General features: G+C 60.9%; 22 protein-coding genes. 11 read left to right on the forward strand and 11 right to left on the reverse strand.

Annotated elements, in window-relative coordinates; all coding sequences use genetic code 11:
• The first annotated feature begins 483 nt into the window (after positions 1 to 483).
• Together IC37_RS16435 and IC37_RS16440 are read left to right on the forward strand one after the other, a co-directional pair.
• Entirely contained in the window at positions 484 to 1551 is a 1068-nt protein-coding gene (locus tag IC37_RS16435; protein ID WP_030130507.1) for a YCF48-related protein, read from the forward strand.
• A gap of 28 nt (positions 1552 to 1579) precedes the next feature.
• Positions 1580 to 3964 carry an RND family transporter gene (locus IC37_RS16440; RefSeq protein ID WP_030130506.1) on the forward strand — a complete coding sequence of 795 codons (2385 nt, stop codon included), beginning with the start codon at positions 1580 to 1582 and terminating at the stop codon, positions 3962 to 3964.
• A gap of 178 nt (positions 3965 to 4142) precedes the next feature.
• Here IC37_RS16440 and IC37_RS16445 read toward each other — a convergent pair whose 3' ends face one another.
• Both IC37_RS16445 and IC37_RS16450 read right to left on the reverse strand, forming a co-directional pair.
• A complete protein-coding gene (locus IC37_RS16445) occupies positions 4143 to 4862 on the reverse strand; it encodes a FadR/GntR family transcriptional regulator (RefSeq protein WP_030130505.1) in 720 nt (239 codons plus the stop codon).
• 207 nt (positions 4863 to 5069) lie between these two features.
• The gene (locus tag IC37_RS16450) at positions 5070 to 6806 is read right to left on the reverse strand and encodes an IlvD/Edd family dehydratase (protein WP_030130504.1); all 1737 of its coding nucleotides are present in this window, start codon (positions 6804 to 6806) and stop codon (positions 5070 to 5072) included.
• A gap of 193 nt (positions 6807 to 6999) precedes the next feature.
• Between IC37_RS16450 and IC37_RS16455 the strand changes: the two genes are divergently transcribed.
• From IC37_RS16455 to IC37_RS16490, 9 genes are all read left to right on the forward strand, one after another.
• Positions 7000 to 8322, forward strand: coding sequence for an MFS transporter (locus IC37_RS16455; protein WP_095920360.1), 1323 nt, complete (start codon positions 7000 to 7002; stop codon positions 8320 to 8322).
• 166 nt (positions 8323 to 8488) lie between these two features.
• The gene (gene araD1, locus IC37_RS16460) at positions 8489 to 9481 is read left to right on the forward strand and encodes an AraD1 family protein (RefSeq protein WP_030130503.1); all 993 of its coding nucleotides are present in this window, start codon (positions 8489 to 8491) and stop codon (positions 9479 to 9481) included.
• A 10-nt stretch (positions 9482 to 9491) separates the two neighbouring features.
• Positions 9492 to 11072 carry an aldehyde dehydrogenase (NADP(+)) gene (locus IC37_RS16465; protein WP_030130502.1) on the forward strand — a complete coding sequence of 527 codons (1581 nt, stop codon included), beginning with the start codon at positions 9492 to 9494 and terminating at the stop codon, positions 11070 to 11072.
• A 310-nt stretch (positions 11073 to 11382) separates the two neighbouring features.
• Positions 11383 to 11679 (forward strand): DUF5629 family protein, encoded by a 297-nt coding sequence (locus tag IC37_RS16470; RefSeq protein ID WP_030130501.1) that lies wholly within the window; start codon positions 11383 to 11385, stop codon positions 11677 to 11679.
• Positions 11672 to 12841 (forward strand): lactonase family protein, encoded by a 1170-nt coding sequence (locus tag IC37_RS16475; RefSeq protein ID WP_030130500.1) that lies wholly within the window; start codon positions 11672 to 11674, stop codon positions 12839 to 12841. The genes IC37_RS16470 and IC37_RS16475 overlap by 8 nt, the downstream gene beginning before the upstream one ends.
• A 155-nt stretch (positions 12842 to 12996) precedes the next feature.
• A complete protein-coding gene (locus tag IC37_RS16480) occupies positions 12997 to 13176 on the forward strand; it encodes a hypothetical protein (RefSeq protein ID WP_030130499.1) in 180 nt (59 codons plus the stop codon).
• 206 nt (positions 13177 to 13382) lie between these two features.
• The gene (locus IC37_RS30560) at positions 13383 to 13508 is read left to right on the forward strand and encodes a hypothetical protein (protein WP_256580744.1); all 126 of its coding nucleotides are present in this window, start codon (positions 13383 to 13385) and stop codon (positions 13506 to 13508) included.
• A 115-nt stretch (positions 13509 to 13623) separates the two neighbouring features.
• Positions 13624 to 13836, forward strand: a complete 213-nt coding sequence (locus IC37_RS16485; protein WP_030130498.1) for a hypothetical protein — start codon at positions 13624 to 13626, stop codon at positions 13834 to 13836.
• Positions 13833 to 14090: a hypothetical protein gene (locus IC37_RS16490; RefSeq protein WP_030130497.1), complete on the forward strand. Its 258-nt coding sequence runs from the start codon at positions 13833 to 13835 to the stop codon at positions 14088 to 14090. Before IC37_RS16485 ends, IC37_RS16490 begins: the two co-directional genes overlap by 4 nt.
• Before the next feature lie 156 nt (positions 14091 to 14246).
• On the opposite strand, the gene IC37_RS16495 is transcribed toward IC37_RS16490, so the two are convergent.
• From IC37_RS16495 to IC37_RS16535, 9 genes are all read right to left on the reverse strand, one after another.
• The gene (locus IC37_RS16495) at positions 14247 to 14843 is read right to left on the reverse strand and encodes a glutathione S-transferase (protein ID WP_030130496.1); all 597 of its coding nucleotides are present in this window, start codon (positions 14841 to 14843) and stop codon (positions 14247 to 14249) included.
• Positions 14840 to 18481, reverse strand: coding sequence for an AAA family ATPase (locus IC37_RS16500; protein ID WP_030130495.1), 3642 nt, complete (start codon positions 18479 to 18481; stop codon positions 14840 to 14842). The genes IC37_RS16495 and IC37_RS16500 overlap by 4 nt, the downstream gene beginning before the upstream one ends.
• Positions 18478 to 19722 carry an exonuclease SbcCD subunit D C-terminal domain-containing protein gene (locus tag IC37_RS16505; RefSeq protein WP_030130494.1) on the reverse strand — a complete coding sequence of 415 codons (1245 nt, stop codon included), beginning with the start codon at positions 19720 to 19722 and terminating at the stop codon, positions 18478 to 18480. The genes IC37_RS16500 and IC37_RS16505 overlap by 4 nt, the downstream gene beginning before the upstream one ends.
• A gap of 130 nt (positions 19723 to 19852) precedes the next feature.
• Positions 19853 to 21505, reverse strand: coding sequence for a BatD family protein (locus tag IC37_RS16510; protein ID WP_030130493.1), 1653 nt, complete (start codon positions 21503 to 21505; stop codon positions 19853 to 19855).
• The gene (locus IC37_RS16515; protein ID WP_030130492.1) at positions 21502 to 23238 is read right to left on the reverse strand and encodes a tetratricopeptide repeat protein; all 1737 of its coding nucleotides are present in this window, start codon (positions 23236 to 23238) and stop codon (positions 21502 to 21504) included. Before IC37_RS16515 ends, IC37_RS16510 begins: the two co-directional genes overlap by 4 nt.
• On the reverse strand, positions 23235 to 24329 hold the full coding sequence (locus IC37_RS16520; RefSeq protein ID WP_030130491.1) for a VWA domain-containing protein: 1095 nt from the start codon (positions 24327 to 24329) through the stop codon (positions 23235 to 23237). Before IC37_RS16520 ends, IC37_RS16515 begins: the two co-directional genes overlap by 4 nt.
• On the reverse strand, positions 24322 to 24816 hold the full coding sequence (locus tag IC37_RS16525; protein WP_030130490.1) for a DUF4381 domain-containing protein: 495 nt from the start codon (positions 24814 to 24816) through the stop codon (positions 24322 to 24324). The genes IC37_RS16520 and IC37_RS16525 overlap by 8 nt, the downstream gene beginning before the upstream one ends.
• On the reverse strand, positions 24813 to 25757 hold the full coding sequence (locus tag IC37_RS16530; protein WP_030130489.1) for a DUF58 domain-containing protein: 945 nt from the start codon (positions 25755 to 25757) through the stop codon (positions 24813 to 24815). Before IC37_RS16530 ends, IC37_RS16525 begins: the two co-directional genes overlap by 4 nt.
• Before the next feature lie 5 nt (positions 25758 to 25762).
• Positions 25763 to 26722: a MoxR family ATPase gene (locus IC37_RS16535; protein WP_008067939.1), complete on the reverse strand. Its 960-nt coding sequence runs from the start codon at positions 26720 to 26722 to the stop codon at positions 25763 to 25765.
• Between the last annotated feature and the right edge of the window lie 24 nt (positions 26723 to 26746).

The raw sequence follows: 26746 nt of genomic DNA on the forward strand, positions 1-26746 counted from the left end.
CGTTAGCTCGCCTGCAGTTGTTGATCTTGACGCACCGCCCCCTCGAGAGGCCGAGAGGAGGTTCTGCGTAGTGGGCAACCCGGCATGGATGCCGGGTTAGCCGCCCCCGGCCATGGATGGCCGATGGCGGCGGGCCNAAAGCGTTTTGGTTACTTTGGCGCTTTTCCAAAGTGACCCGCTGTAAGAGCGGAACCAATAGCCGCCGTTACCGCAGAAACGGATATGTACACCAAAGCCCAAAGCCCAATCACCCCACCTGATACCCAATCATTCAGCCTCACCCCATACCCCCAGGTTAACAAAACATAACGTGGTGTCGATTGTCAGACCTTTCCAAACCCCGATAGGATAAGCCAGCTTCCGAAGGGGCTCTGGATTGCGGGTTTCAGGACTATGCTCCTGAATAGGTCAATCCCGATGAGCACCCCTTACGGCGCCCTGAAGGGTTGAACGACCTAACAATAATAATGTGGGGGAAGGTCTATGAGTGAGCCTGTCATGGGTGTGAGTATTGGCCGCCCGCCGGCGTTACGCAGGTTCGCGTTGCTGGCTACAGCGCTCTCGCTGTTGGGCTGTACCGTGCTGTCGGCGCCTGCGCTGGCCGCTGCCGCGTCGGCCACCGATGTGGTTTATTCCGTTGAATCCGCCAAGGCCAGCAAAGGCCTGATGCTCGATGTCGTACACGCCGGCAAACGCCTGGTGGCGGTCGGCGATCGCGGGCACATTCTGTATTCCGATGACCAGGGCGCGACCTGGACCCAGGCCAAGGTGCCGACCCGGCAACTGCTGACGGCGGTGTTTTTTGTCGATGACAAACACGGCTGGGCCGTTGGCCATGATGCACAGATCCTCGCCAGCGAAGACGGCGGCATCACTTGGACCAAACAATTCGAAGACCTGACACGCGAATCGCCGCTGCTCGACGTCTGGTTCAAGGACGTTAACAGCGGCTTTGCTGTGGGCGCTTATGGTGCCTTGCTGGAAACCACCGATGGCGGTAAAAACTGGGAAAACGTCAGCGATCGCCTCGACAACGAAGACCAGTACCACCTCAACGCCATTGCCGCGGTCAAGGAATCCGGCATTTTCATCGTTGGCGAGCAGGGCAGCATGTTCCGCTCCGCCGATGATGGGCAGACCTGGGAAAGGCTTGAAGGCCCCTATGAAGGCTCGCTGTTCGGCGTGATTGGCACTGCTCAACCGGCGACGCTGTTGGCCTACGGGTTGCGCGGCAATCTCTACCGTTCCACGGATTTCGGCAGCACTTGGGAGCAGGTCGAACTCAAGGCAGCACGCGGCGCACTGGAGTTCGGTCTGTCCGGCGCGACATTGCTCGATGACGGCTCCATCGTGATCGTCGGCAACGGCGGCAGCATCATTCGCAGTAGCGACGACGGCGAAACCTTCAGCGTGTTCAACCGCCCGGATCGCATTTCCGTTTCGGCGGTGACTGCGGCAGGCAACGGCAATCTGATTCTGGCAGGACAGGGTGGCGTTCGCGTCACTTCGCTCACTGGCGCAGAGAATGGAAAAAACGGGTCGTCCAAATGAGCCGGGCAAATAATAAGAAGGCGGGTCTATGACATCCTTAAGCACTCCTCATCAGGACAAGGCGACGTTTCTTGAGCGCCTGATTTTCAACAACCGCCCGGCAGTCATCGTCATCTGCCTGCTGGTCAGTGTTTTCCTGTTCTGGCAGGCAACGCTGATCCGGCCGTCCACCAGTTTCGAAAAAATGATCCCGCTCGAGCATCCATTCATTGAAAAAATGATGGAGCACCGCAACGATCTGGCGAACCTGGGCAACACGGTGCGGATTTCCGTGGAAGCCACCGACGGCGACATCTTCTCCAAGGAGTACATGGAGACCCTGCGTCAAATCAACGACGAGGTGTTCTACATTTCCGGCGTCGACCGTTCCGGCCTCAAGTCGCTGTGGAGCCCGAGCGTGCGCTGGACCGAGGTGACGGAGGAAGGCTTCGCCGGCGGTGAAGTGATTCCCCAGAGCTATAACGGTTCCCAGCAAAGCCTCGACCTGCTGCGCAACAACGTGCTCAAGTCCGGGCAAGTCGGGCGCCTGGTGGCCAACGACTTCAAGTCGAGCATCGTCGATATCCCGCTGCTGGAGTCCTACCCGGACCCGCAGGACCAGGGCAAGTTGCTGGCGCTGGACTACCGCAAGTTCTCTCACGAACTCGAAGACAAGATCCGCAACAAGTTCGAAGCCCAGAACCCCAACGTGAAAATCCACATTGTCGGGTTCGCCAAGAAAGTCGGCGACCTGATCGATGGGCTGGTCATGGTGGTGATGTTCTTCGGCGTCGCCTTCGTCATCACCTTGATCTTGCTGTACTGGTTCACTAACTGCATGCGCAGCACCGTGGCGGTATTGAGCACGACGCTGGTGGCGGTGGTCTGGCAGCTCGGTTTGATGCACTTCTTCGGCTTCGGGCTTGATCCGTATTCGATGCTGGTGCCGTTTCTGATCTTCGCCATCGGGATTTCCCACGGCGTGCAGAAAATCAACGGTATCGCCTTGCAGTCCAGCGAGGCGGAGAACGCGCTGACAGCCGCACGCCGCACATTCCGTCAGCTGTTCCTGCCGGGGATGATCGCGATTCTCGCGGATGCGGTGGGCTTTATCACGCTGTTGATCATCGACATTGGCGTGATTCGTGAACTGGCCATCGGCGCGTCCATCGGTGTGGCGGTGATCGTGTTCACCAACCTGATCCTGCTGCCGGTGGCGATTTCCTACGTCGGTATCAGCAAACGCGCGGTCGAACGCAGCAAGAAAGACGCGCACCGCGAGCATCCGTTCTGGCGCCTGCTGTCGAATTTCGCCAGCCCCAAAGTCGCACCGATTTCCATTGCCCTGGCGCTGATCGCTTTCGGTGGTGGCCTCTGGTACAGCCAGAACCTGAAAATCGGCGACCTCGACCAAGGCGCGCCGGAGCTGCGTCCGGACTCGCGTTACAACAAGGACAACAGCTTCATCATCAATAACTACTCCACCAGTTCCGACGTGCTGGTGGTGATGGTCAAGACCAAGTCCGAAGGTTGCTCGCGTTATGAGGCCATGGCGCCGATCGACGAGCTGATGTGGAAAATGCAGAACACCGAGGGCGTGCAGTCGGCGATCTCGCTGGTGACCGTGTCCAAGCAGATGATCAAGGGCATGAACGAGGGCAACCTGAAATGGGAAACCCTGTCGCGCAACCCGGACGTGCTGAACAACTCCATCGCCCGTGCCGATGGCCTGTACAACAACAATTGCTCCCTGGCGCCGGTGCTGGTGTTCCTCAACGACCACAAGGCCGAAACCCTGGATCGTGCGGTGCATGCGGTGCAGGACTTCGCCAAAGACAACAACAAGGAAGGCCTGGAATTCATCCTCGCCGCCGGTAATGCCGGGATCGAAGCGGCCACCAACGAGGTGATCAAACGCTCCGAACTGACCATTCTGATTCTGGTGTACATCTGTGTCGCAACCATGTGCATGATCACTTTCCGCTCTTGGGCGGCGACCTTGTGCATCGTGCTGCCGCTGGTACTGACCTCGGTCCTCGGCAACGCATTGATGGCCTTCATGGGCATCGGCGTGAAAGTGGCGACCTTGCCGGTGGTGGCGCTCGGGGTGGGGATTGGCGTGGACTACGGGATCTACATCTACAGCCGTCTGGAAAGCTTCCTGCGTGCCGGTCTGCCGCTGCAAGAGGCGTACTACCAGACGCTGAAGTCCACCGGTAAAGCCGTGCTGTTCACCGGTCTGTGCCTGGCGATCGGCGTGTGCACCTGGATCTTCTCGGCGATCAAGTTCCAGGCCGACATGGGCCTGATGCTGACCTTCATGCTGCTCTGGAACATGTTCGGCGCATTGTGGTTGCTGCCAGCGCTGGCGCGGTTCCTGATCAAGCCGGAAAAACTGGCAGGGCAGAAGGGCAACTCGTTGTTTGCTCACTGATCCCTGGCAGATACAGAAAAGCCGCAACCTTGGTTGCGGCTTTTTTGTATCTCAAATTCGACACTAAACCCCTTGTGGGAGCGGGCTTGCTCGCGAATGCGGTTGTACATTAAGCATTGATGTCGACTGACACTCCGCCTTCGCGAGCAAGCCCGCTCCCACATTGGATTTGTGGTGGTTATGAGGGATCGGTTCCCAGCACCACATTCAACGCACTGCGCGCATCATCCAGCTGCACCAGCGTCGCATGCCGCGCGCCCAATGCATCACGATTCTCGATAGCAGTCAGAATCGCTTTGTGCCGTGGCATCGCCAATTCATGCAGATTCGGTCGTTGGTTGGAATGCTTCAAGGCTTCTGCAATCGCCACCGACAGCATGTTGCACAGGTTCGCCAGCAAGTCGTTGTGGGTCGCGTCTGCGATCCGGCTGTGGAAATCCAGGTCCGGTTGCAGCAAGGCTTCCGGGGTCGGCGCCGCTTCCATGCGTTGGTAGGCCTCACCGATGGAAGCAATGTCATCATCAGTGGCGAACTGTGCGGCCAACGCAGCCGCGGCCGGTTCGATGATGCTGCGCACACTGGTCAACAAATCAAAGAATTCATTTTGCGGGCTACTTTGCATCAGCCAGTGCAGCACATCCGGGTCGAGCATGTGCCATTCGCGGCGCTGCTTGACCACCGTGCCGACCCGCGGACGGGAATACACCAGGCCCTTGGCGACCAACACGCGCGTGGCTTCGCGCAGCACCGGCCGGCTGACTGCGTACTCCTCGCACAACAGGGCTTCGGCGGGCAATTTGTCGTCCGGTTTGAACCGTCCCGAGACGATCTGCATGCCCAGTTCCTGGACGATGCGCGAGTGCATGCTTTTGCGGTCGGAGGGTTTGCGGTAATCCATGGGGAACGGCGCGATCCTGTGCGATGGGGTGCCGCGCATGATAGCAGGCGCGGCGAGGACGGTCGCCAGAGCAAGCACAGTCCTGAAGCATACGGGGATTAAATGTGGGAGCGGGCTTGCTCGCGAAAGCGGTGGATCATTCAACATCAATGTTGAATGTGATGACCCCTTCGCGAGCAAGCCCGCTCCCACATTAGATTGATGGTGTTAGTGGGAGTGGCGCGGCACCTCGGATCCTCGGCAACCGACGAGGAAATCGAAGTCGCAACCCTGATCCGCTTGCAGCACATGATCGATATACAACTGACGATAACCGCCCACGATCAACTGCTGTGGCGGCTGCAGATCGGCCATGCGCGCCGCCAGCTCCGCATCCGCAATGTCCAGATGCAATCGCCCGTTGGCGCAATCGAGCTCGATCCAGTCGCCTTCCTTCACCGCCGCCAAAGGCCCGCCGGCTGCGGCTTCCGGTGCCACATGCAAGACCACCGTGCCGTACGCAGTGCCGCTCATGCGTGCATCGGAAATTCGCACCATGTCGGTCACGCCCTGAGCCAGCAGCTTGGCCGGCAACCCCATGTTGCCGACTTCGGCCATGCCCGGATAACCCTTCGGCCCGCAGTTTTTCATCACCAGAATCGAATTGGCATCCACGTCCAGTTCCGGATCGTTGATCCGCGCCTTGTACATGTCGAAGTTCTCGAACACCACCGCGCGACCACGGTGTTGCATCAATTCGGCACTCGCGGCGGAGGGCTTGAGCACCGCACCCAATGGCGCCAGATTGCCGCGCAAAACGCAGATGCCGCCGTCGGCGCGGATCGGGTTATCGAGGGTGCGGATCACTTCGTCCTGGCCGTAAATCGGTGCGTCCTTGGTGTTCTCGCCGAGGGTTTTGCCGTTGACGGTGAGGGCGTTCGGATTGGGAATCAGGTTGGCTTCGCCGAGGCGACGCAGCACCGCGGGCAAGCCGCCGGCGTAGTAGAACTCTTCCATCAGGAAGCGCCCGGAGGGTTGCAGGTCGACGATGGTTGGCATGCCGCGACCGATGCGGGCCCAGTCGTCCAGGTCCAGCTCGACGCCGATGCGCCCGGCGATGGCTTTCAAGTGGATCACCGCGTTGGTCGAACCGCCGATGGCGGCGTTCACCCGGATGGCGTTTTCGAAGGCTTCCTTGGTGAGGATTTTCGACAGTTTCAAATCTTCGCGCACCATTTCCACCGCGCGCATGCCCGACATGTGTGCCAACACATAACGGCGTGCATCGACCGCTGGAATCGCCGCGTTGTGGGGCAGGGAAGTGCCGAGTGCTTCGGCCATGCAGGCCATGGTCGAGGCCGTGCCCATGGTGTTGCAGGTGCCGGCCGAGCGTGACATGCCGCCCTCGGCCGCGAGGAAATCGTCAATGGTGATGGTGCCAGCCTTGACCTGTTCGCTGAGCTGCCAGACCACCGTACCCGAGCCGATGTCCTGGCCTTTGTGCTTGCCGTTGAGCATCGGCCCGCCGGTGACGACGATTGCCGGCACATCGCAACTGGCTGCGCCCATCAGCAACGCTGGAGTGGTTTTGTCGCAACCGGTGAGCAGCACCACGCCATCGATCGGGTTACCGCGAATGGCTTCCTCGACATCCATGCTCGCCAGGTTGCGGGTGAGCATGGCGGTGGGGCGCAGGTTCGATTCGCCGTTGGAGAACACCGGGAATTCCACTGGAAAACCGCCGGCTTCGATCACCCCGCGTTTGACGTGCTCGGCGATTTGCCGGAAATGCGCGTTGCACGGGGTCAGTTCCGACCAGGTGTTGCAGATGCCGATGATCGGCTTGCCGTGGAACTGATGGTCGGCGATGCCCTGATTCTTCATCCAGCTGCGGTACATGAAGCCGTTCTTGTCGGCGGTGCCAAACCATTGGGCGGAGCGCAGGGTGGGTTTCTTATCAGACATGATCGGTTCTCTTATTGTATGACTATATTGTTCGAGATATGGCGTAACATAAGCGCAATTTCGGCTGTTTGGAAGTGTTGTTGGTTAAATAGTATTACTATATAGTCGTTTTCAGCGGAGGGATGGCCCTGGCGGTTTTCTGCGAGAGGCGTCCCCCGAGGTTCTATAACAACAACAATCGGAGACCGAACTCATGAGCCAGGAATTGCGGCTTATTCGTCGCATCACGCTGAAACTGATTCCCTTCCTGATCCTGCTGTACCTGATCGCCTATGTGGATCGCTCCGCGGTAGGTTTCGCCAAGCTGCACATGGGCGCCGACATCGGCCTGGGTGATGCGGCTTACGGCCTTGGCGCCGGGCTGTTCTTCATTGGCTATTTCCTGCTGGAAATCCCCAGCAACCTGATGCTCGATCGCTTCGGCGCCCGACGCTGGTTCGCGCGGATCATGGTCACCTGGGGTGCCATCACCATCGGCATGGCGTTCGTCCAGGGACCGAACAGCTTCTATGTGATGCGCTTTCTGCTCGGCGCTGCCGAAGCCGGGTTCTTCCCGGGCGTTCTGTACTACATCACCCAATGGTTCCCGATTCGCCATCGCGGCAAGATCCTCGGGTTGTTCATCCTTTCCCAACCCATCGCGATGATGATCACCGGCCCGGTGTCCGGCGGCTTGCTCGGCATGGACGGGATTCTTGGGCTGCACGGTTGGCAGTGGTTGTTCATCGTCATCGGTACTCCGGCGATCCTGCTGACCTGGCCGGTGCTGCGTTACCTGCCGGACGGCCCGCAACAGGTGAAATGGATGGATCAGGCCGAGAAAGACTGGCTGGCCGGCGAACTGAAAAAAGACCTGGAGGTGTACGGCCAGACCCGCCACGGCAATCCGCTGCACGCGTTGAAGGACAAACGCGTGTTGCTGCTGGCGCTGTTCTATCTGCCGGTGACGTTGAGCATCTACGGTCTCGGTTTGTGGTTGCCGACGTTGATCAAGCAGTTCGGTGGCACTGACCTGGTGACCGGGTTTGTGTCATCGGTGCCGTACATCTTCGGGATCATCGGTTTGCTGATTATTCCGCGCAGCTCAGATCGCTTGAATGATCGCTACGGTCATTTGGCGGTGCTGTATGTGTTGGGCGCCATTGGTCTGTTCCTCAGCGCTTGGCTGACGGTGCCGGTGCTGCAATTGGCGGCGCTGTGCCTGGTGGCGTTCGCGCTGTTTTCCTGCACCGCGGTGTTCTGGACCTTGCCGGGTCGTTTCTTTGCCGGTGCCAGTGCGGCAGCGGGGATCGCGTTGATCAACTCGGTGGGCAACCTCGGCGGCTACATCGGTCCGTTCGTGATCGGCGCGCTGAAGGAATACACGGGCAATCTGGCGTCGGGGTTGTACTTCTTGTCTTGCGTGATGGTGTTCGGCCTGGTCCTGACGGGTGTGGTTTATCGGCTGCTGGAGCGTAAACACGTGCTGCCGACCGATGAATTTGCGGCCAGTGCGCGTGGGGCTACCCGTACCTGAGGTCAACACAATTCAAATGTGGGAGCGGCGGTGCGGCGATCCGACTTGCTCGCGAAGGCGTCGTGTCAGTCACCGGTGATGTTGAATGTGATGGCCTCTTCGCGAGCAAGCCCGCTCCCACATGGGTCCTGCGGTGTTTTGAAGAATTGTTTTACAGGAGAAAATCATGCGTTTAGTTCAGTTCGAATTGAGTAACGGCGAGCGTCGTGTCGGCGTGGTCGAAGACGACCTGGTGCGCGAAGTGCAGGATGCGTGCACGGTGCGCGATCTGGCGCTGGCGGCGATCGAGGCGGGTGTCAATCTTGAGCAGCAGGTTCAAACCCTGGGACTGGGCATCAGCCATGACTATTCAGCGCTGCTGGCCAATCTGCAAATCCTCCCACCGCTGGATCACCCGGACCCGGCGCACATGCTGGTCAGCGGCACCGGCCTGACCCATTTGGGCAGCGCTTCGGCCCGGGACAAAATGCATCAGCAGGTCGGCGACGAAACCGCCATGACTGACACCATGCGCATCTTCAAGTGGGGCGTGGAGGGCGGTCAGCCCGCGACCGGCCAGGCTGGCGTGCAACCGGAGTGGTTCTACAAGGGTGACGGCAGCATCGTTGTGCGACCGGGCAAACCGTTCCCGCTGCCTCCCTTCGCCGAAGATGCCGGGGAGGAACCCGAGCTCAGCGGTCTCTATGTGATTGGTCACGACGGCAAACCGTATCGCCTCGGTTTCGCGGTGGGCAACGAGTTCTCCGATCATGTGATGGAGCGCAAGAATTACCTATATCTGGCCCATTCGAAATTGCGCAGTTGCAGCTATGGCCCGGAGCTTCGGGTCGGCGAATTGCCCCGGCATCTGGCTGGCACCAGCCGCATCCTGCGCGAGGGTGAAGTGCTATGGCAGAACGAGTTCCTCAGTGGCGAAGCGAACATGTGCCACAGCCTGGAAAACCTCGAGTACCACCATTTCAAGTACAGCCAGTTTCTTCGCCCCGGCGATGTGCACATTCACTTTTTCGGCACCGCGACCCTGTCTTTCGCTGACGGCATCCGCACCCGACCGGGTGATGTGTTCGAGATCAGTCAGGCCGAGTTCGGCGCGCCCTTGATCAACGGCATTGAGCCCGTTGAAGCGGCGTTCGAACCCGGCACCGTCGGCACACTTTAAGGAGACACCCATGACCCGGATTCTTGGTCACAACTACATTGGCGGTCAGCGCAGCGCTACCGGCACCGTCAAACTCCAGAGCGTCGACGCCAGCACTGGCGAGGCTTTGCCCCACGATTTCTATCAGGCCACCCTTGAAGAAGTCGACGCCGCCGCGAAGGCTGCCGCCGCTGCTTATCCGGCCTATCGCAGCCTGAGCGCCGAACGGCGTGCGCAATTCCTCGATGCGATTGCCGATGAACTGGACGCCCTGGGTGATGAGTTCGTGGCCGTGGTCTGCCGCGAAACCGCGCTGCCGGCCGGTCGTATTCAAGGTGAGCGTGGGCGCACCAGCGGCCAGATGCGTCTGTTCGCCAAGGTGCTGCGGCGCGGTGATTTTTATGGGGCGCGGATTGATCGCGCGCTGCCTGAACGTACGCCATTGCCGCGTCCGGATCTGCGTCAGTACCGCATCGGCCTAGGGCCGGTCGCCGTGTTTGGCGCGAGTAACTTTCCGTTGGCATTCTCTACCGCTGGCGGCGACACCGCTTCGGCATTGGCCGCCGGTTGTCCGGTGGTGTTCAAGGCGCACAGCGGCCACATGGCAACCGCTGAATGGGTGGCTGACGCCGTGATCCGCGCCGCCGAGAAAACCGCCATGCCGGCCGGTGTGTTCAACATGATCTACGGCGGCGGGGTGGGTGAAGCGCTGGTCAAGCACCCGGCGATTCAGGCGGTCGGTTTTACCGGCTCTCTGAAGGGTGGCCGTGCGCTGTGCGACATGGCCGCGGCACGGGTGCAACCGATACCGGTGTTTGCCGAGATGTCGAGCATCAACCCGGTGATCGTGTTGCCTCAAGCGCTGCAAGTTCGTGCTGAAAGCATCGCCCGTGACCTTACGGCTTCGGTGGTGCAGGGTTGTGGTCAGTTCTGTACCAATCCGGGGTTGGTGATCGGCATTCGTTCGCCGCAGTTCAGTGCGTTTGTGCAGCAAGTGGCGGGGCTGATTGGCGATCAGCCGGCGCAAACCATGCTCAATGCCGGTACGTTGAGCAGCTACGGCAAGGGCCTGCAGAAGCTTCTCGCGCATCCGAAGATCGAGCATTTGGCGGGCAGTCCGCAACAAGGCAATCAGGCGCAACCGCAACTGTTCAAGGCCGATGTCAGCCTGTTGCTCGATGGCGATGAAGTGCTGCAAGAGGAAGTGTTCGGCCCGACCACGGTGTTCGTCGAAGTGGCGGATCAGGCGCAACTCAGTGCTGCGTTGAACGGTTTACATGGGCAGCTGACGGCGACCATTATCGGCGAGCCGGCGGACTTCGAACAATTCGGCGAGCTGACGGCGTTGCTGGAACAGAAGGTCGGACGGATCCTGCTCAACGGCTATCCGACGGGCGTGGAAGTCTGCGACGCGATGGTCCATGGCGGGCCTTATCCGGCGACTTCCGATGCGCGCGGCACTTCGGTGGGCACCCTGGGCATCGACCGTTTCCTGCGTCCGGTGTGCTTCCAGAACTACCCCGACAGCCTGCTGCCGGAAGCACTGAAAAATGGCAATCCGCTGCGCATCCAGCGCCTGGTGGATGGCAAGCCATCGCGCGACGCACTCTAACGGCCGATCACCATCCCTGTGGGAGCGGGCTTGCTCGCGAAGGCGGAGTGTCAGTCACCATTGATGTTGAATGTGGCGGCCCCTTCGCGAGCAAGCCCGCTCCCACAGGTGTTCGGTGCCGTTCGCGAATGTTGTGATCGGCACTGGCTCATTGTGGGAGCGGGCTTGCTCGCGAAAGCAATCTGACAGTCACTGCGATGTTGGATGTGCCGCCGTCTTCGCGAGCAAGCCCGCTCCCACAGGGTCGAGTGGAACGATCCTTTAGTGCATGAGCTATCATTGCCACTTTCCCATTCAAAGATTGACTGCCATGACTGCCGTAACCAACACCTTGATCGAAGCCCTCGAACACTGCGACATGCTGGAGATCGACGGGCTGCACGCTTTCGATTTCTCCCTCGATGAAGACGATAACCTGCACATCGAATGCATGGACGGTCGGGCGCTCAAGCGCTGGGAGTTCAGCATGGCGCAGATCGCGGCGGCGACTTTCGATCCCGGCTTGAAGAGCTGGATCATTACCGGCGATTCCGGCGAGCACCGGTTGGTGCCCCTGGAAGCGTTCGGCGGCGGTGACGACGAGGACGAAACGAATGAGGATGCGTAACTTCTGGCCACTGTTGATGGCCGGCAGCGTTGGCGCAATGGGCGTGCAAGCGGCCCCGGTCGACAGTTACGAATTGCTGGTGGGCTCCTACACCGCCGGCCAGAGTCAGGGGATTTATCGTCTGAACTTCGACAGCCGCACCGGGCAGATCGACGCCAACCCCCTGCAAGTGGTGAAGAGCGCCAACCCGTCCTGGCTGACCGTGTCCAAGGATCAACAGCGCCTGTTCGCGGTCAACGAAAACGGCCCGGGTCAGGCCGATCCGGTAGGGCGTGTCAGCAGCTATGCGATCGACCCCAAGACCCATGAGTTGAGCCTGATCAGTCAGGTGCAAACCCTGGGCAACGAGCCGACGCACTCGAGCGTCAGCGGCGACGCCAGTCACGTATTTGTCAGCAACTACTCGGTGGCTGAGGACCCGGGCGGCACCCTGGCGGTGTTACCAGTGGGCGCCGATGGCACGCTCAAACCGGTGGTGCAGATGAGCAGTCATCCGTCCAGCCGGGTCAACCCCGAGCGGCAGAAGTCGGCGCACGTGCATTCGGTGGTTTCATCGCCGGATGGCCAGTACGTGTTTTCCAACGACCTGGGGGCGGACAAGATCTTCGTCTATCGCTTCGATCCCAAGGCCAACCCGGAACGGCCGTTGACCGCCGCCAAACCGGCGTCCGTCCAGTTGCCACCCGGCAGCGGGCCGCGACACTTGCTGTTCAGCGCCGATGGCAAACACGCCTGGCTGACCCTGGAAATGAGCGCGCAAGTCGCGGTGTTCGATTACCGGGACGGCAAGCTTGAGCAAACGCAGTTGGTCGATCTGGCGGCAGGTCTGCCCACATCGGGCAAAGCTGCGGCTGCGCTTCACGCCTCGGCCGATGGCAAGTTCCTTTACGTCAGCAACCGTGGCACCACCAATCAGTTGCTGGTGTTCGCCATCGACCCGGCGACCGGGCACTTGAAAGAGCTTCAGCGCCGCTCGGTGGACGGTGATCACCCGCGCGAGTTCAGCCTCGACCCAAGTGGCAAGTTCGTGCTGATTGCCAACCAGAAGAGCCACCAGATTGTTGTCGTCGAGCGTGATGCCAAGACCGGTCTGTTGGGTAAAACCGTGCAGAAACTGCCGATGGATGCCCCCAGCGACCTCAAGTTTCTGGTGCGTCAATAAACCGCAGGCCCCGGTTAATGGGGCCTGCAACCTTCTATTAATGAGACTGATATCGGCTAATGCTACAAAGCATTTCAAGGCGCCGACCCTCGGGAGTTAAGTTTGGTTCACGGCCCCATCGGGCAAGCAAGCCAACTGAATCGAGGAACACCGCCATGAACTTCAATCTCTTCTCCGTGATCGCCGCTTCCGCTATCTCCGCCACTGTTGCACTGCCCGCCAATGCCAACGTTGAAATCAGCGACAAAAAATCCCACACCCAAAGCTACACCCAGAAATACCTGCAACAGAGCGCCAACTTCTACGCCGCGCTGGATCACAAAATCCAACACTGAAATGTAAGCCCTGCACCTTTTATGCAGAAGCGAAGTCACTTGCCGATCGAGCTGTAACGCATCGAAAAGCCCCCAAGTGATGCCGCTCCTGCATAACGCGTTTACGACAGCATCATATTGCCATCAATGTATTGATTGATATCACATAGCCATTAGTTTAAATTTGACGCTGATTTTTTGACTCCTTCTCTAAAAGGATCGACAGCATGGCGATGCGTCTGGCAGTAGTTCTCCTGTTTCTCTATTCCACCCCGATTCTATCGGCCGCCGAGCCCGTTCCCAGCGAGCCGGAGGCGGCCCGCGAGCGCTTGATGAGCTTCATCGAGGATTGAAACACGCTGGATTCATGATCAATAAAACTGATAGCTACTATGCATAAAGGTCGCTAGTTATCCTCTGTTTTTTGATCGATTCTGTGGGCACTGAAACATGCCCACGGAGAACACCATGGCCAGCGCAATCATCACTTCTGCCAAATACGGCGCCTACCTGGCCATCGGTCTTTACGTGGCCATGGTGTTGGTCATCAGCCTATCGGCTCAATCGCAACAAAGTCTTCAAGCACCGATCCAGGTCGCTTATCCCGCCATCCAATTCGAACACCGCGCGCAAAACCTAAGGGTCGATCATGCCGACGTGGCGGGAGTGGTGGGGGCATGAAAGGACGCAAACTCTGGGTCATTGCCTTCCTGGCGTTCATGACCAATGGTGCTTCTTTGTTGGGGATCGGGCAGGGCTCGGCGGGGTCGGTGGCGCGGGCCATCGAATGCAACCACAACATCGCCCACAACATTCAGACGGCCAAGGCTCTGGAACTGTTGGTGGGTAATCCGCCGATCAAATTCAATGGCGAATTCTTCGGGCCGTTCCAGGTGGATTGCTCGGCGTTGGGGATGTGCGCAGTATTGGCATGAACCCCCACCCTAATGTGGCGAGGGAGCTTGCTCCCGCTGGGGTGCGCAGCAGCCCCAAAACCTGCCACTTCATTGTTTCAGACAGCCTTCATCAGCTGATCTACGACTGCTACGCAGCCGAGCGGGAGCAAGCTCCCTCGCCACAAGTGCGCGGTGTTATTTCTGCATCACACCGGTGAACAGGTCTGACTCGATGAGGCGCTGCAACCACGCCTGCAATCGCACATAAGGCGTCTGCCCGAACCACTCGCGATCCACGTGGGCGAATTGCCGTATGAATGGCATCAGGGCGACATCCGTCAGGCTCGGATGCCCGGCCAGCAAGTAGTCACGCCCCTCCAGCGACTCATCCAGCTTGCGCAAGAATACCTCGCCCTCGGCGCGGTAAAACGCCATCGGCTGCTCGGGATAACGTTCGGCGTACTTGTAGTGATTCAGATGCACCTTGAACACTTGATCGTTCTCTTCGATCAGTGCGGTGCTGCGTTGCTGTCCTTGCGGATCATCCTTGAGCAACCAGTCCTGCGGATCGTTCTGCGCCAGTGCCCAGCGCATGATTTCCAGGCTCTCATCGATCACCCGCCCATCCACACTCAGCACCGGCACTGTGCCTTTGCTCGACAGTGCGAGCATTTCGGCAGGCTTGGCCTTGAGACTGACCTCGACGATATTCACCGCAACCCCTGAATAACGCAGCGCCATGCGTGCGCGCATGGCGTAGGGGCAGCGGCGGAATGAATACAGCGTATTCATTTCACCTCCAGCGTACTCAGGCCGTTACCTTGGCGGTGGACTTGAATCTGCACCGGAATCCGTTCATGCATTTCCTGCACGTGGGAAATCACCGCGACCTTGCGGCCCTGCGCTTGCAGACCGTCGAGGGCGTCCATGGCCAGTTGCAGGGATTCCGGATCGAGGCTGCCGAAGCCTTCGTCGATGAATAGCGATTCGATTTTCAGCGTGCTCGACGCCATCGACGCCAAACCGAGCGCCAGCGCCAGCGACACCAGGAACGTCTCGCCGCCGGACAGCGAATGCACCGAGCGCAGTTCATCACCCATCTCGGTGTCCATCACCAATAACCCGAGCATGCTGCCACCACGTTTCAGGCGATAGCGTCGCACCAGTTGCCGCAACTGGACGTTGGCGTGATGCACCAGCAGGTCGAGGTTGTAGGCCTGGGCGATCTTGCGGAAGGTGTCGCCGGTGGCCGAACCGATCAGCGCATTCAATCGCGCCCAGCGCTGGTACTCGGTGTAGGCGTCGGCAATCTGTTGCGCCAGTGCCTGATTGGCATTCTGTCGACGCTGATCCTCGGTCTGTTCTGCGCGCAATTCGGCGCAGCGATGTTCGCTGGCGGCGGACAGGTTTTGCAGCTCGGCCAGTGCCGTGGTCAGTTGTTCGGTATCGAGATTGCCGTTGTGCTGCGCCTGATGATCGAGCAAGCGCTTATCCCGCTCCTGCAATAGCACCTTGGCTTGCTCGATGGCTTTTTCGCTCTGCTGCAATCGTTGACGCAGTTCGCTGACGTGTTGGTCGTCGACGCTCAACAGATCTTCCAGTCCGCCGTCATCCAGCTCTGGATGCTGCGCGCGCCAGTCGGCAATTTTGCCGCTCAACTCGCGGTCTTCGATTTCCAGCGCCTGCGAACGCTCCTGCTGCGCTTTGAGTTCAGCGGCCAATTGCACTAGCCGTGTGCGCACGGTTTGCAATTCCTGATTGGCCGTCGCTTCGGCAGTGCGCGCCTGTTCGACGGCCTGATCCAGTTGCTGCTGCCATTGTTCGGCGCTGGCGTGTTCGCCCAGCAGTTGCGTCAGTTTTTCCTGGCAAGCCTGTTGCTGCCCGGCCAGCGCCGTGAACTGCTGCTGCGCAGCTTCCTGTTGCTGAATGCGAGTCTGCTGGCGGTCCTGTTCTTTCTCCAGCGTCTGCTGACGTTGTTGCTGTTCGCCGAGTTCATCGCGCTGCTGGTCAAGTTGTTCCAGACGCTGGGCGATCTGCCGGTCGAGCTGCATGAAGGTCGCGGCGGGTTCGTTGCGCAAGGCCTCCAGCGTGTCGGCCGGGAGCAGGGTGCTGAACGCCGCCAGCTCATCGTCCAGGCGTTTACTATCGCTGCTCAACTCGCGTTGCTGGTTGATCAGGTGTTGGGTTGCCTGTTGGTTCGCCGTTTCGGCGCTGCGCAGTTGTTGCGCAAGGCGTGCGGCGTCCTGCTGCAGGGTGAGCAGGGCGGTTTGCCGTTGTTCATCCTGCGTGATGCTCTGGTTCAACTGGCTGCTTTGTTGGGTTAGCCAGGTATCGCGTTTGCTTCCGTCCTGGGCCAACAGTTGAGCGGACAAAGGATGCGCTTCCAGACTCGGCGCCAGGCTTTGTTGCTGAGTCGCGAGCTGTTCTTGCTGTTGCAGCAATTCCTTTTGCTGAGCAATCAAACCGCCGACTTCGGCGCGCAGATCGGTGAGTTTTTCCTTGAGCAGGTCCACTGCTTTCTGAGCGTTGGCCTGTTCGCTTTCATCATGCCGGCCGAGGCTTTGCAGCAAGGCTTCAGGCTGATGATAAGGATGGTCCGGGCTGCCACAAACCGGGCACGGCTGATCGTCCTGCAACTGCGCACGCAGTTCTTCGACACTGGCACTGCGCGCCAAACGCTGACGCTCCAGCAGTTCGCGGGTGACGGTCAGGGTCTGTTCGGCGACGCTCAGTTCTGCCTTGGTCTTCACGCCATCCTGGGTCAGACGATCGCGGTCTTGCTGGGCGGCGAGTTGTCGCTGCTGCAGCTCGGCGCCGCGCTTGTCCAGTTCCTGCTGGCTGGCCCACAGTCGCGTCAACTCTTCAAAGGCCCGCAGTTGCTTGCGGTTGTCCTGCAGCAGGCTGCCGAGGATCTGAATCTGCTCGGCCACCGCTTCGGGCTCGGCGCCGGCCTCTTTGTACAGCACCTCAAGGCTCTGGCGCTGGGTGGCCAATTCCTCGGCGGCGCGGGCGGCGCTTTGCTCCAGGGCGGCGAGTTCAGTCTGGCCCTTGTTCAGGCGATTACCGATCAGCATCAGTTGTTGCAGGCGATCGCGGTAGGCGTTCCAGGCATCGCTCAGCGGCGCCAGGTGGATGCTTTGCTCAAGCTCACCGGCAATTCGCTGCAACCGTTCGGCGACCTGTTTCTGTTGGTCGAGCAAACCCTGAATCGTCCCCTGGCCCTGAGTGCACGCCAGTTCCGCCTGCTGCTTGAGGTCGGCACTGAGGCTGGCGTCCTTGACCAGACGGGCGAGGGTGCTTTGCTCTTCGAAGGCCTGACGCAGCAGGGGCGCGCTGGAGGCGTGTTGGCTTTGCGCTTGGGTCAGCGCCGTTTGGGCGGTGCTCAGGCTCTGTTCGAGTTGAGTCTGTCGCTCGGTCAGATCGCTTTGCTGTTGCGTGTGTTGCTGAATCTGCGCCGCCAGCGGCGTGAGCTGGGCGGTGAGTTCGGTTTTGCGTGCGAACTGATGCCGTTGCGGGGCCAGTTGCTCCAGGCGGGTCAGTTTCAAGCGCTCGCCGGCGAGGCTGTTCCAGTGTTGCTGGGCGGAGTGCAGTTGCTCGGTGGCGCTGTGTTGCGCGTCCTGCAACTGGCGCAGGTCCTTGAGCCAGGTGTGTTGCAACTCCAACTGTTTGAGCTGCGCCTGTTGGGTCTTGAGTTGCTGCTGAGCGTCGTTGAAACGCTCATCGAGTTCGGCCCGGGCTTCCGGCGACAGCGGCGTGACCCCGGTGGCTTGGTCCTGCAACAGCTTGTGGGTTTCGCGAGCTTCTTTGGTCTTGTCAAAAGCCCGACGACCGAGACGGGTGTAAAGCGCGGTGTCGGTGAGCTTTTCCAGCAGTTCGCTGCGGTCGTTGTCGTCAGCTTTGAGGAAGGCGCTGAACTCGCTCTGGGCCAGCATTACGGCGCGGGTGAACTGTTCGAAATTCAGGCCCAGTACGGACTCGATCTGGCTTTTGAATTCAAGTTTCTGGCTGGCGAGCAGTTGATCCTGATCGATGTCGCGCAGGCTCTGACGACTGGCTTGCAGCTTGCCACCGGCCTTTTCCCGGGCGCGATTGGCCTCCCAGCGAGCGCGATAGCGGCGGCCATCGATGCCAACAAAATCCACTTCTGCATAGCCTTCACCGGTGCCGCGACGCAACAGCGTACGCGGGTCGCCAGTGCTGATTTCACCATCGGCGTCCGGAGTTTTGGCGGACGCTTGAGCGTTGTTCAGCCGCGGCACGGCGCCAAACAGCGCCAGACACAGCGCGTCGAGCAGCGTGCTTTTGCCCGCACCGGTAGGCCCGGTAATCGCAAATAGACCGGCACTCGCCAAGGGTTCAGCGGTGAAGTCAATTTCAAAAGGCCCAGCCAGGGAGGCGAGGTTCTTCAGGCGGATCGCGAGAATCTTCATGGCTGTTCGCTCTCCATCTGCACGTCTTGCAACAGCTCGGCGAAGTCCTTGAGCGTTTGCTCGTCGACCTCGCTGCCGTAGTTGTCCTGCCACGCGCGGCTGAACAGTTCCTGGGGCGAAAGCTGATCCAGTTCGATCAAGGTTGTGCCGTCATCGACGCCGTCGCTGCTGCCATTGCCTGCGTATTCGGCGGCAATTCGCACCAGCCGCACAGCCTTGCCTTGCAGCGCTGTTTCCACTTGATGGCGCAGGTCCGGTTGCGGTTCGTCGAGACGGACCCGCACTTCCAGCCACGGCTGGCGCTGGATGTCGGCGAGCAGGTCGATGTTGGGCAGGTCGGCCAGCTGCAGCAGGATCTCCGCCAACGGCGCGGAGCCGAGGCGTTGCAGATTGACTGCTCGGGGAATCAGTTTTGGTTCGATGCTGACGAGGGTTTCGCCATCGAGCTGGATATCGAGAATCTGATGTTGATAACCGATTTCGGAAAATGACAGCGGAATTGGCGAGCCGCAGTAGCGGATGCGCTCTTCACCGTTGACCTTCTGCGGTTTGTGCAAATGCCCAAGGGCGACATAGCTGATGCTCGGCCCGAACAGACTGGCGGGCAGGGCTTCGGCGTTACCAATGATCAAGCTGCGCTCGGAATCTTCCGACACCGAACCGCCGGCCATGTGCGCATGGCTGATGGCGATCAGTGCCTGACCCGGCTTGCGCTTGGCGTTGGCCGCTTCGATCAGCCATTCATGAACCTGGCCGATACCGCGCAAATAGTTGTCGCCCAACTGCGCACCGGTCACTTCGGCTGGGCGCAGGAACGGCAGCGCCAGGCACCAGGCGGCAATTTCGCCGCTGACATCAGGCAACGGCAACAACAGGCGTTCGGCATCCAGTTGACCGTCATCGAGCCACAGCACGCGACCGAGGGCGTGAGTGCGCAAGCGCCGCATCAACGGCGCAGGCAGTTCGATCCGCGAGCCGGAGTCATGGTTGCCGGCGATCATCACGATGGTCAGCAACGGCTGCTGCTCATGGGCGCTGACGATGAAATCGTAGAGGCGTTCCTGGGCTTTGACCGGCGGGTTGACCGTGTCAAAGATATCGCCGGCGATCAGCAGCACATCGGGCTGGTCGAGTTTCATCTGGCGCAGCAGCCAGTCAAGAAAACAGGCGTGCTCGAAATCGCGCTCCTGGCCGTGCAGGTTCTGCCCAAGGTGCCAGTCGGAGGTGTGAAACAGACGCAAGGCGTACTCCGTAGGAAATAAGGTGATGGTCGCGAGGAAAATGGTGGCGACTAAAGAGGGGAGAGTTTACTGGCAAACACATGGGATGGCGCGATGGATCTGATCGAACCAAAGACCTGTGGCGAGGTGATTATTTCGGATAAAGCGGTGGCAACCCGGTGTCGCCGACCAAGTCTTGAACCCCCTCGGCCGTCGGGATCGCGCGAATCGCGCGCCAGAGATCTTCGCCCTGCCAATACTGGCCGGTTTCGCTGTACAGCGCGCCGTTCAGACCGTCGAGGGCATCGGACAAGGGTACGAAGCGCGCGGCCATGTCGGCCAGGGTCTCCGGTTGTTGTCGGGCCCAGGCGTCGAGGGCTTGGCGGGTAGCGTGGGAGTCGTTGGCCTGGCAGGCGCGTTTGAGGTCGTCGAGCAAGGTGCGTGGGCTCGGGCCGGTTTGCGCGGCACGCAGGATCGCCGGTTGCCAGCGGGCGCGCCACCAGAGGCCGAAGCCCAGCAGGGTGGTGCAGGCCAGAATCACAGTGCTGAGTTTCCACCACCAGAGGGCTTCGTTGTTGGCGCCGGACATCACCTGCGGGCTGCCCGTCGGAGTATCGACGATCAGGCTCGGATTGCTCGCCACTTGTAGTGTGCGGGCCGGCAGGCTGCTGTGTTCCAGGTGATCCTCGAAGGTGTTCCACCAGACCACTTCAACGCTCGGCAATTCAATGTTGCCGGTGCGGGTCGGCACCAGGGCTTCACGGTCCTCGCGACTGCCGATCAAGCCGCGCTCACTGCTCTGGTTGCCCAGCACCGGTTGATCCGGGTAGCGCCGCAGGCCGTTGATCTCCGTGGCGGGCAACGGTGGCAGTTGCGAACTGGCGAGGCCTTCGGCGTTCAAGGTCAGGCTGCGGGTCAGCGAATCGCCGACCTGCGCAAGATCCGGTTCCGGGCTCCAGCTTTCGCTCAGGCTCAAGCTGCGGGCCGGCAGCCATGGAACATCGGCCGGGTACGTGCCGGGTTTGGCCTTGACCGTCAACGGGATCTCGGCGGATTTGACGCGCATCAGCTTGCCCGGCTTCGGCCCTGGAGGTGTTGAGTCCTGGGACGGCAGGGTATCGACCAGTGTGGCGCTGAACATCTGCGCTGGAATAGTCAATTCACCGCTGTGCTGCGGGTAGATCGCGTAGCGCATTTCAATCACGCCATGGCGCAATCCGTTGATGACTTTTTCGTAGGTGCGCGACTCGCCTAGCTGTTCGATGCGCGCATCGGGAATCTGCAACGGGGTCAGGCTGCTGTCGTCATACAGCGACACCGAATGGTAGATGCGCAAGGTCAGGATCACCTGAGCCTGCACATAGACGCTGTTCTGGTCGAGACTGGCCTCGATGAATACCGGCGCGAGTGTGTTGCTGCTGTCCTGGGTTTCGCTCTCGATTACCTGCACGGTAATCGGCTGGCTTTGGACATCGCCCAGTTGCAGAGGTGGAATCACCACGCTGCCGTTTTGCCGGGGCAGCAGGGTGATGATCCAGCGGGTGGTCGCTTGGGTATCGCCATTGAGGGTGTTCAATTGGTTGACCTGACGGGTGCCGCGCACGTCGAACAGCGGCTCCAGCGGGGTCAGATCGGGTTTACCGAACTGGGTCACGTCGCTGGTTTCCAGGGTCAGTTCGACCGTCTCGCCGGAATTCAGGCGGCTGCGATCGACGCTGGCGACCAGTTCCGCAGCCTGGGCCTGAACGGTGCAGAGCAACAGGGCGGGCAACAATGCGAGCAAGAAAGCGGTGAAGCGGGTCATCGAGTTTTTTCCTGATCCTGATGTTGTTGCTGTTCGTACCAGAATTTGCGTCTGAGCAATTCGCCGGGGTCATCCGGGATCTTGCGCAGCCATTGTTCCAGCGCCTGGCGCTGTTCGCCTTCGAGCATGTCGCTGGCCGGGCGCCGCGGTGGCGTGGTGCTTTGCTCATCCCCCAACTCGCTGCCTGGGACTTCATTGGCGCCCGGTTGCGGTGGCGTCGTGGGCGGCTGCTCGGCGTCCGGAGTGGTCTGCTGGGCGTCGGTTTTCGGTTCGCCATTGCTGGGTTGGGTGGCGCTGCCCGGCGGCGTTTCCTGGGTGATGGTTTCGGTTTCTCCATCGGCGGTTTTATCCGGCTCGACGGGTGGCACTGAGGTTTTCTGTTTGAGCAGACTTTCCACCAGCGCCTTGTTGGTCAAGGCCGGGCGCAGATCCGGTTGACGTTCCAGCGCTTGATCGTAAGCGTCCAGCGCGGCTTCCAGCTCACCGCTTTTGGCCAGGGCATTACCCCGATTGTAGTGGGCGTGGGCATCGCTGCCTTGGGCAAACCGCTGGGCGGCGCCACTGTAGTCGCCGGCTTCATAAAGCGCCACGCCTTGCCATTGCGGATCTTCGAAATGTTCCACGGCTTCAGCCGGACGCTTTTGTTTGAGCAAATGCAGGCCCTGCTGGTCGGGACGCAGCCACAAGTCTTCGAAATCGAAGGCATGACTCGGTTGCGGCAGCAGGAACAACAGCGGCAGGCAGAACAGCCAGCCACGGCGCCCGGCACAGGCGGCCAGTAATAACAGCGGCAGCAGCAGCCAGTAACCCTGATCGGCCCAGGTGTCGAGGCGTAGTGTCTGGCCGTCGTTGCGCAGATCCCGTGGGCCATCGAGCAGGCCAAGGCCGCGCAGGTCGGCATCGTCCAGACGCGCCTGGCGATAACGTCCGCCCAAGCCGTTGGCAAAGGCTTTCAGGCTGGGACCGTCCAGGTGCGGCAGCAGAATCGCGCCTTGGTCGTCCTTGAGGAAGCTGCCGTCGTCCTGCGCGACCGGCGCACCTTCGGCGGTGCCGATACCGAGCATCAGAAATGGCGTGGACCTGTCGTCCAGCACCTGACGAATCCCTTGGCGTTCCTGTTCTGTCAGCGACGAACCGATCAGCAGGATCCGACCCTGGCCGAGGGCGCCCTGATCCAGCAGCGCCAAGGCCTTGGCCACCGCCAGATCGGCACGATGACCGGCCTGGGGCATCAGCGAAGGCTTGAGCGCATCCAGCAGGTTGCGGCTGGTCGACAGGTCATCCGATAGCGGCACCAAGGTGTGGGCACTGCCGGCGTAGACGACGATTGCGGTCTGCGCATCGCTGCGGTTTTGCAACAGGTCGAACAGTTTGCGCCGGGCCTGTTCCAGTCTGTTCGGCGCCACGTCGGTGGCGAGCATTTCCGGGGTCAGTTCAAGCAATATCACCAGCGGATCAGCGGGTTTCTGACCGGTTTGCTCGACGCGCTGCCAGCTCGGCCCCAGCAGGGCCAGCACGGTCAGCACCCAAGCCAGGCCCAGAGCAACCCACGGCAGTTTGCTCTCGCGACCGCTGCCACCACTGAGCAGCGCGGCATGGAAGGCCGGCGGCAGAATCATTTGCCAGCGGCCGGCGCGTTTCTGCCGGTGCCAGAGTTGCCAGAGCAGCCAGCCCAGCAACGGCAACAACAGCAGCCACCAAGGGCGGAACCAGTGCGGCCAGAGCGCAATCATCGGCGCCTCCGCAGACGCAGGCGTTTGAGTCGCTGACGCCAGTCGGGCCGTTGCGTTTGCACAAACCGCTCTTTGGTAAACAGCTCCTTGGTTAACAGCCGTTGCAACGGGTTATCCGGCCAACGCACGCGCACAACCAGCAGCAGGCTCAACAGCAACGCCATCGCCAAAGGCCAGTGATACAACGCTTGGGCCGGGCGGGCCTGCGTGGGTTGCTGGGTCACCGGTTCCAGTTTGTCGAGGGTGCGCTTGATCGCCTGCAGTTCCTCGCCGTCGTGGGCGCGGAAGTATTGGCCACCGGTGGCTTGGGCGATGGCTTTCAAGGCCGGTTCGTCGAGGTCCAGGCTCGGGTTGACGCCCAGAAATCCCAGGGTGCCACTTTGCTCCGGATCGGCGCCGATACCGATAGGGTAGATTTTCACGCCTTCTGTGGCCGCCAGGCGTGCGGCGGTCAGCGGATCGATTTCGCCGCCATTGTTGGCGCCATCGGTGACCAGAATCAGCACACGGCTTTGTGCCGGGCGTTGACGCAGGCGTTTGAGGGCCAGGCCGATGGCATCGCCAATCGCGGTGTTCTTGCCGGCGATGCCGATCCGCGCTTCGTCGAGCCACACGCGAACGGTGTGTCGGTCGAAGGTCAGCGGCGCTTGCAGATAGGCCTGGCTGCCGAACAGGATCAAGCCGACCCGGTCACCGTCGCGACTTTCAAGAAAATCACCGAGCAAATGTTGCACCAGCGACAGTCGGCTGACGTCTTCGCCTTGCCACTGCATGTCGGGAAAGTCCATGGAGCCGGACACGTCCACCGCCACCAGCAGATCGCGGCCACTGGCGGCAACCGGCAGGGGGTCGCCGAGCCATTGCGGGCGCGCCGCGGCGATCAGCAAAAACAGCCACAGTAAAATGAACGGGGCTTGCTGACGCCACGCTGGCAAATTCGCCCGGGCGCGACGGCGGGCCAGGCCTTCGAGGTCGTTGAGGAAGCTGACTTTGAGCGCCGGTTCGCCGCTGTCGGCCACCGGCAGCAGCACCCGCATCACCCAGGGCAGTGGCAGCAGGGCGAAGATCCACGGCCAGGCGAACTCAAACATGTTTGCGAATCCAGGTGTCAACGGCTTGAGTCAGGCCAGCGATGGCCTTGTCGTCGAGTTTGCATTCGGGTTTGTAGGCGCCTTCCACCAGCACCATCCAGCGCGTGAGGCCGGCGGCCGGGCAGCGGTTATCAAGGAACGCCAGCCATTTGCGCCCGTTAAGGGTGTGGCTCTGGCTGTAGGGGTAATGGTTGCGGCACAGACGTTTGAGCAATCCGTTGAGTTGCTGCAGCCAGGCTCCCGCCGGGGCGCCGTCGTAGGGCTTGGGCATCCGGGCGAGTTCGGCCAGGGCGGCGAGGCGCACCGGGTCCAGCGGTTGTTCGGCGCGGACAATGGGGCGCTTGTTCGGAATGAAGCGGCGCAACTGCCACAGGCTGAAACCGATCAGCGGCAGCAACAACAGCAGCAGCCACCAGCCCGGCGCCGGCGGCCAGAAGCCGATCGGTGGCGGGGAAATCAGCGGTTGCAGTTGATCGACGCTGCTCATCGACTTTTCCCCGGACGTTGCGGATTCAGGTATTCGCGCAGTTGCTCGACCATTTCGCTTTGGGTGCTCAACGGCATCAGCAATACCCGCAGTTTCTGCGCCAGCAGTTCCCAGCGGGCGATACGTGCTTCAGCTTGTGCGCGATAGGCTTGGCGCAAATCGAAATTCAACGTGTCGAGTTCCAGTTGCGCCCCGCGCTCGGCAAAACGAAGCAAGCCGGCGGCGGGCAGGGCGTGATCCAGCGGATCCGACACGGGCAGCAGCAACAGGTCGCAATGGCGCGACAACAGACTCAGCTGCTGTTCGGCGCTGTCGGACAAGGCGCGTTCGTCGCAGATCACGATCACCAGGCTGCCGGGGCGCAACACTTCCCGGGTGCGGCGCAGGGCAATGCCGAAGGCGTCGCGGTCCGGCTCGCGTTCGGTGTGCAGCGACTGATTGACCCGCACCAGCCGATTGAGCAATTGCAGCAGGCTCTGCTTGCTGCGTCGCGGTTTGATCTCGTAGTGCTCGTCGTCGCCGAACACCAGCCCGCCGACCCGGTCGTTATGGCCCAGCGCGGCCCAGCCAATCAGGCTCGCTGCCTGGGCGGCAAGTACCGATTTGAACATCAGCCCCGAGCCGAAAAACAGCCGGCGGCTCTGTTCGACCATGATGAAAATCGGCCGCTCGCGTTCTTCATGGAATAGCTTGGTATGAGGCTCCTGGGTCCGGGCGGTGACGCGCCAGTCGATGCTTCGCACATCATCACCGGCCTGATAGACCCGCACCTGATCGAAGTCCACCCCGCGCCCGCGCAGTTTGGAGTGGTGCAGGCCGATCAGCGGGCTGCGCTGGCTCGGCGTGGAAAACAGCTGTACTTCACGCACGCGATGGCGCATCTCGATCAGCTCGGCGAGGCTGATACGGATGCCCGGCTCGGGGGGCAGGAGGGAGTTCATCGGGGTCAAGCGACGGCTACGACGTCGAGAATCCGCTGGACCACCCGGTCCTGGTCGATGCCAGCAGCTTCGGCTTCAAAGGAAAGAATGATCCGGTGGCGCAACACATCGAACAGCACCGCTTGAATGTCTTCCGGGCTGACGAAGTCGCGACCGGCGAGCCAGGCGTGGGCCCGGGCGCAACGGTCGAGGGCGATGGAGCCACGCGGGCTGGCGCCGTAGGCGATCCATTCGGCCATTTCCGGGTCGAACTTGGCCGGGATGCGCGTGGCCATGACCAGTTGCACCAGGTATTCCTCCACGGCGTCGGCCATGTACAACCCGAGGATCTCCTTGCGCGCGGCGAAAATTGCCTGCTGGCTGACCCGGCGCTCAGGCTTGGTTTCGCCGTGCAACGCTTCGCCGCGAGCCTGTTGCAGAATCCGCCGTTCGACGGTGGCGTCAGGGAAGCCGATTTTCACATGCATCAGGAACCGGTCGAGCTGGGCTTCGGGCAGCGGGTAGGTGCCTTCCTGCTCGATAGGGTTTTGCGTGGCCATGACCAGAAACAGCGGCGACAGATCGTACGTGCTGCGCCCGACGCTGACCTGACGTTCGCCCATGGCTTCGAGCAGGGCCGACTGGACCTTGGCCGGAGCACGGTTGATTTCGTCCGCCAGCACCAGATTGTGGAAAATCGGGCCTTGCTGGAACACGAAGCTGCCGGTTTCCGGGCGATAGATTTCCGTACCGGTGATGTCGGCCGGCAGCAGGTCGGGGGTGAACTGGATGCGATGGAACTGGGCTTCGATGCCTTCGGCGAGCTCTTTGATGGCCTTGGTCTTGGCCAGCCCCGGGGCTCCCTCGACCAGCATGTGGCCGTCGGCGAGCAGGGCGATGAGCAAGCGCTCGATGAGTTTTTCCTGGCCGAGAATCTGCGTTGAAAGAAAGGTTCGCAGCGCAAGCAGCGCTTCACGATGTTCCATCGATTGACTGTTCCTGGAAAGGGT

The sequence above is a fragment of the Pseudomonas sp. QTF5 genome (assembly GCF_000512695.2).
In the GTDB taxonomy this organism is placed as follows: domain Bacteria; phylum Pseudomonadota; class Gammaproteobacteria; order Pseudomonadales; family Pseudomonadaceae; genus Aquipseudomonas.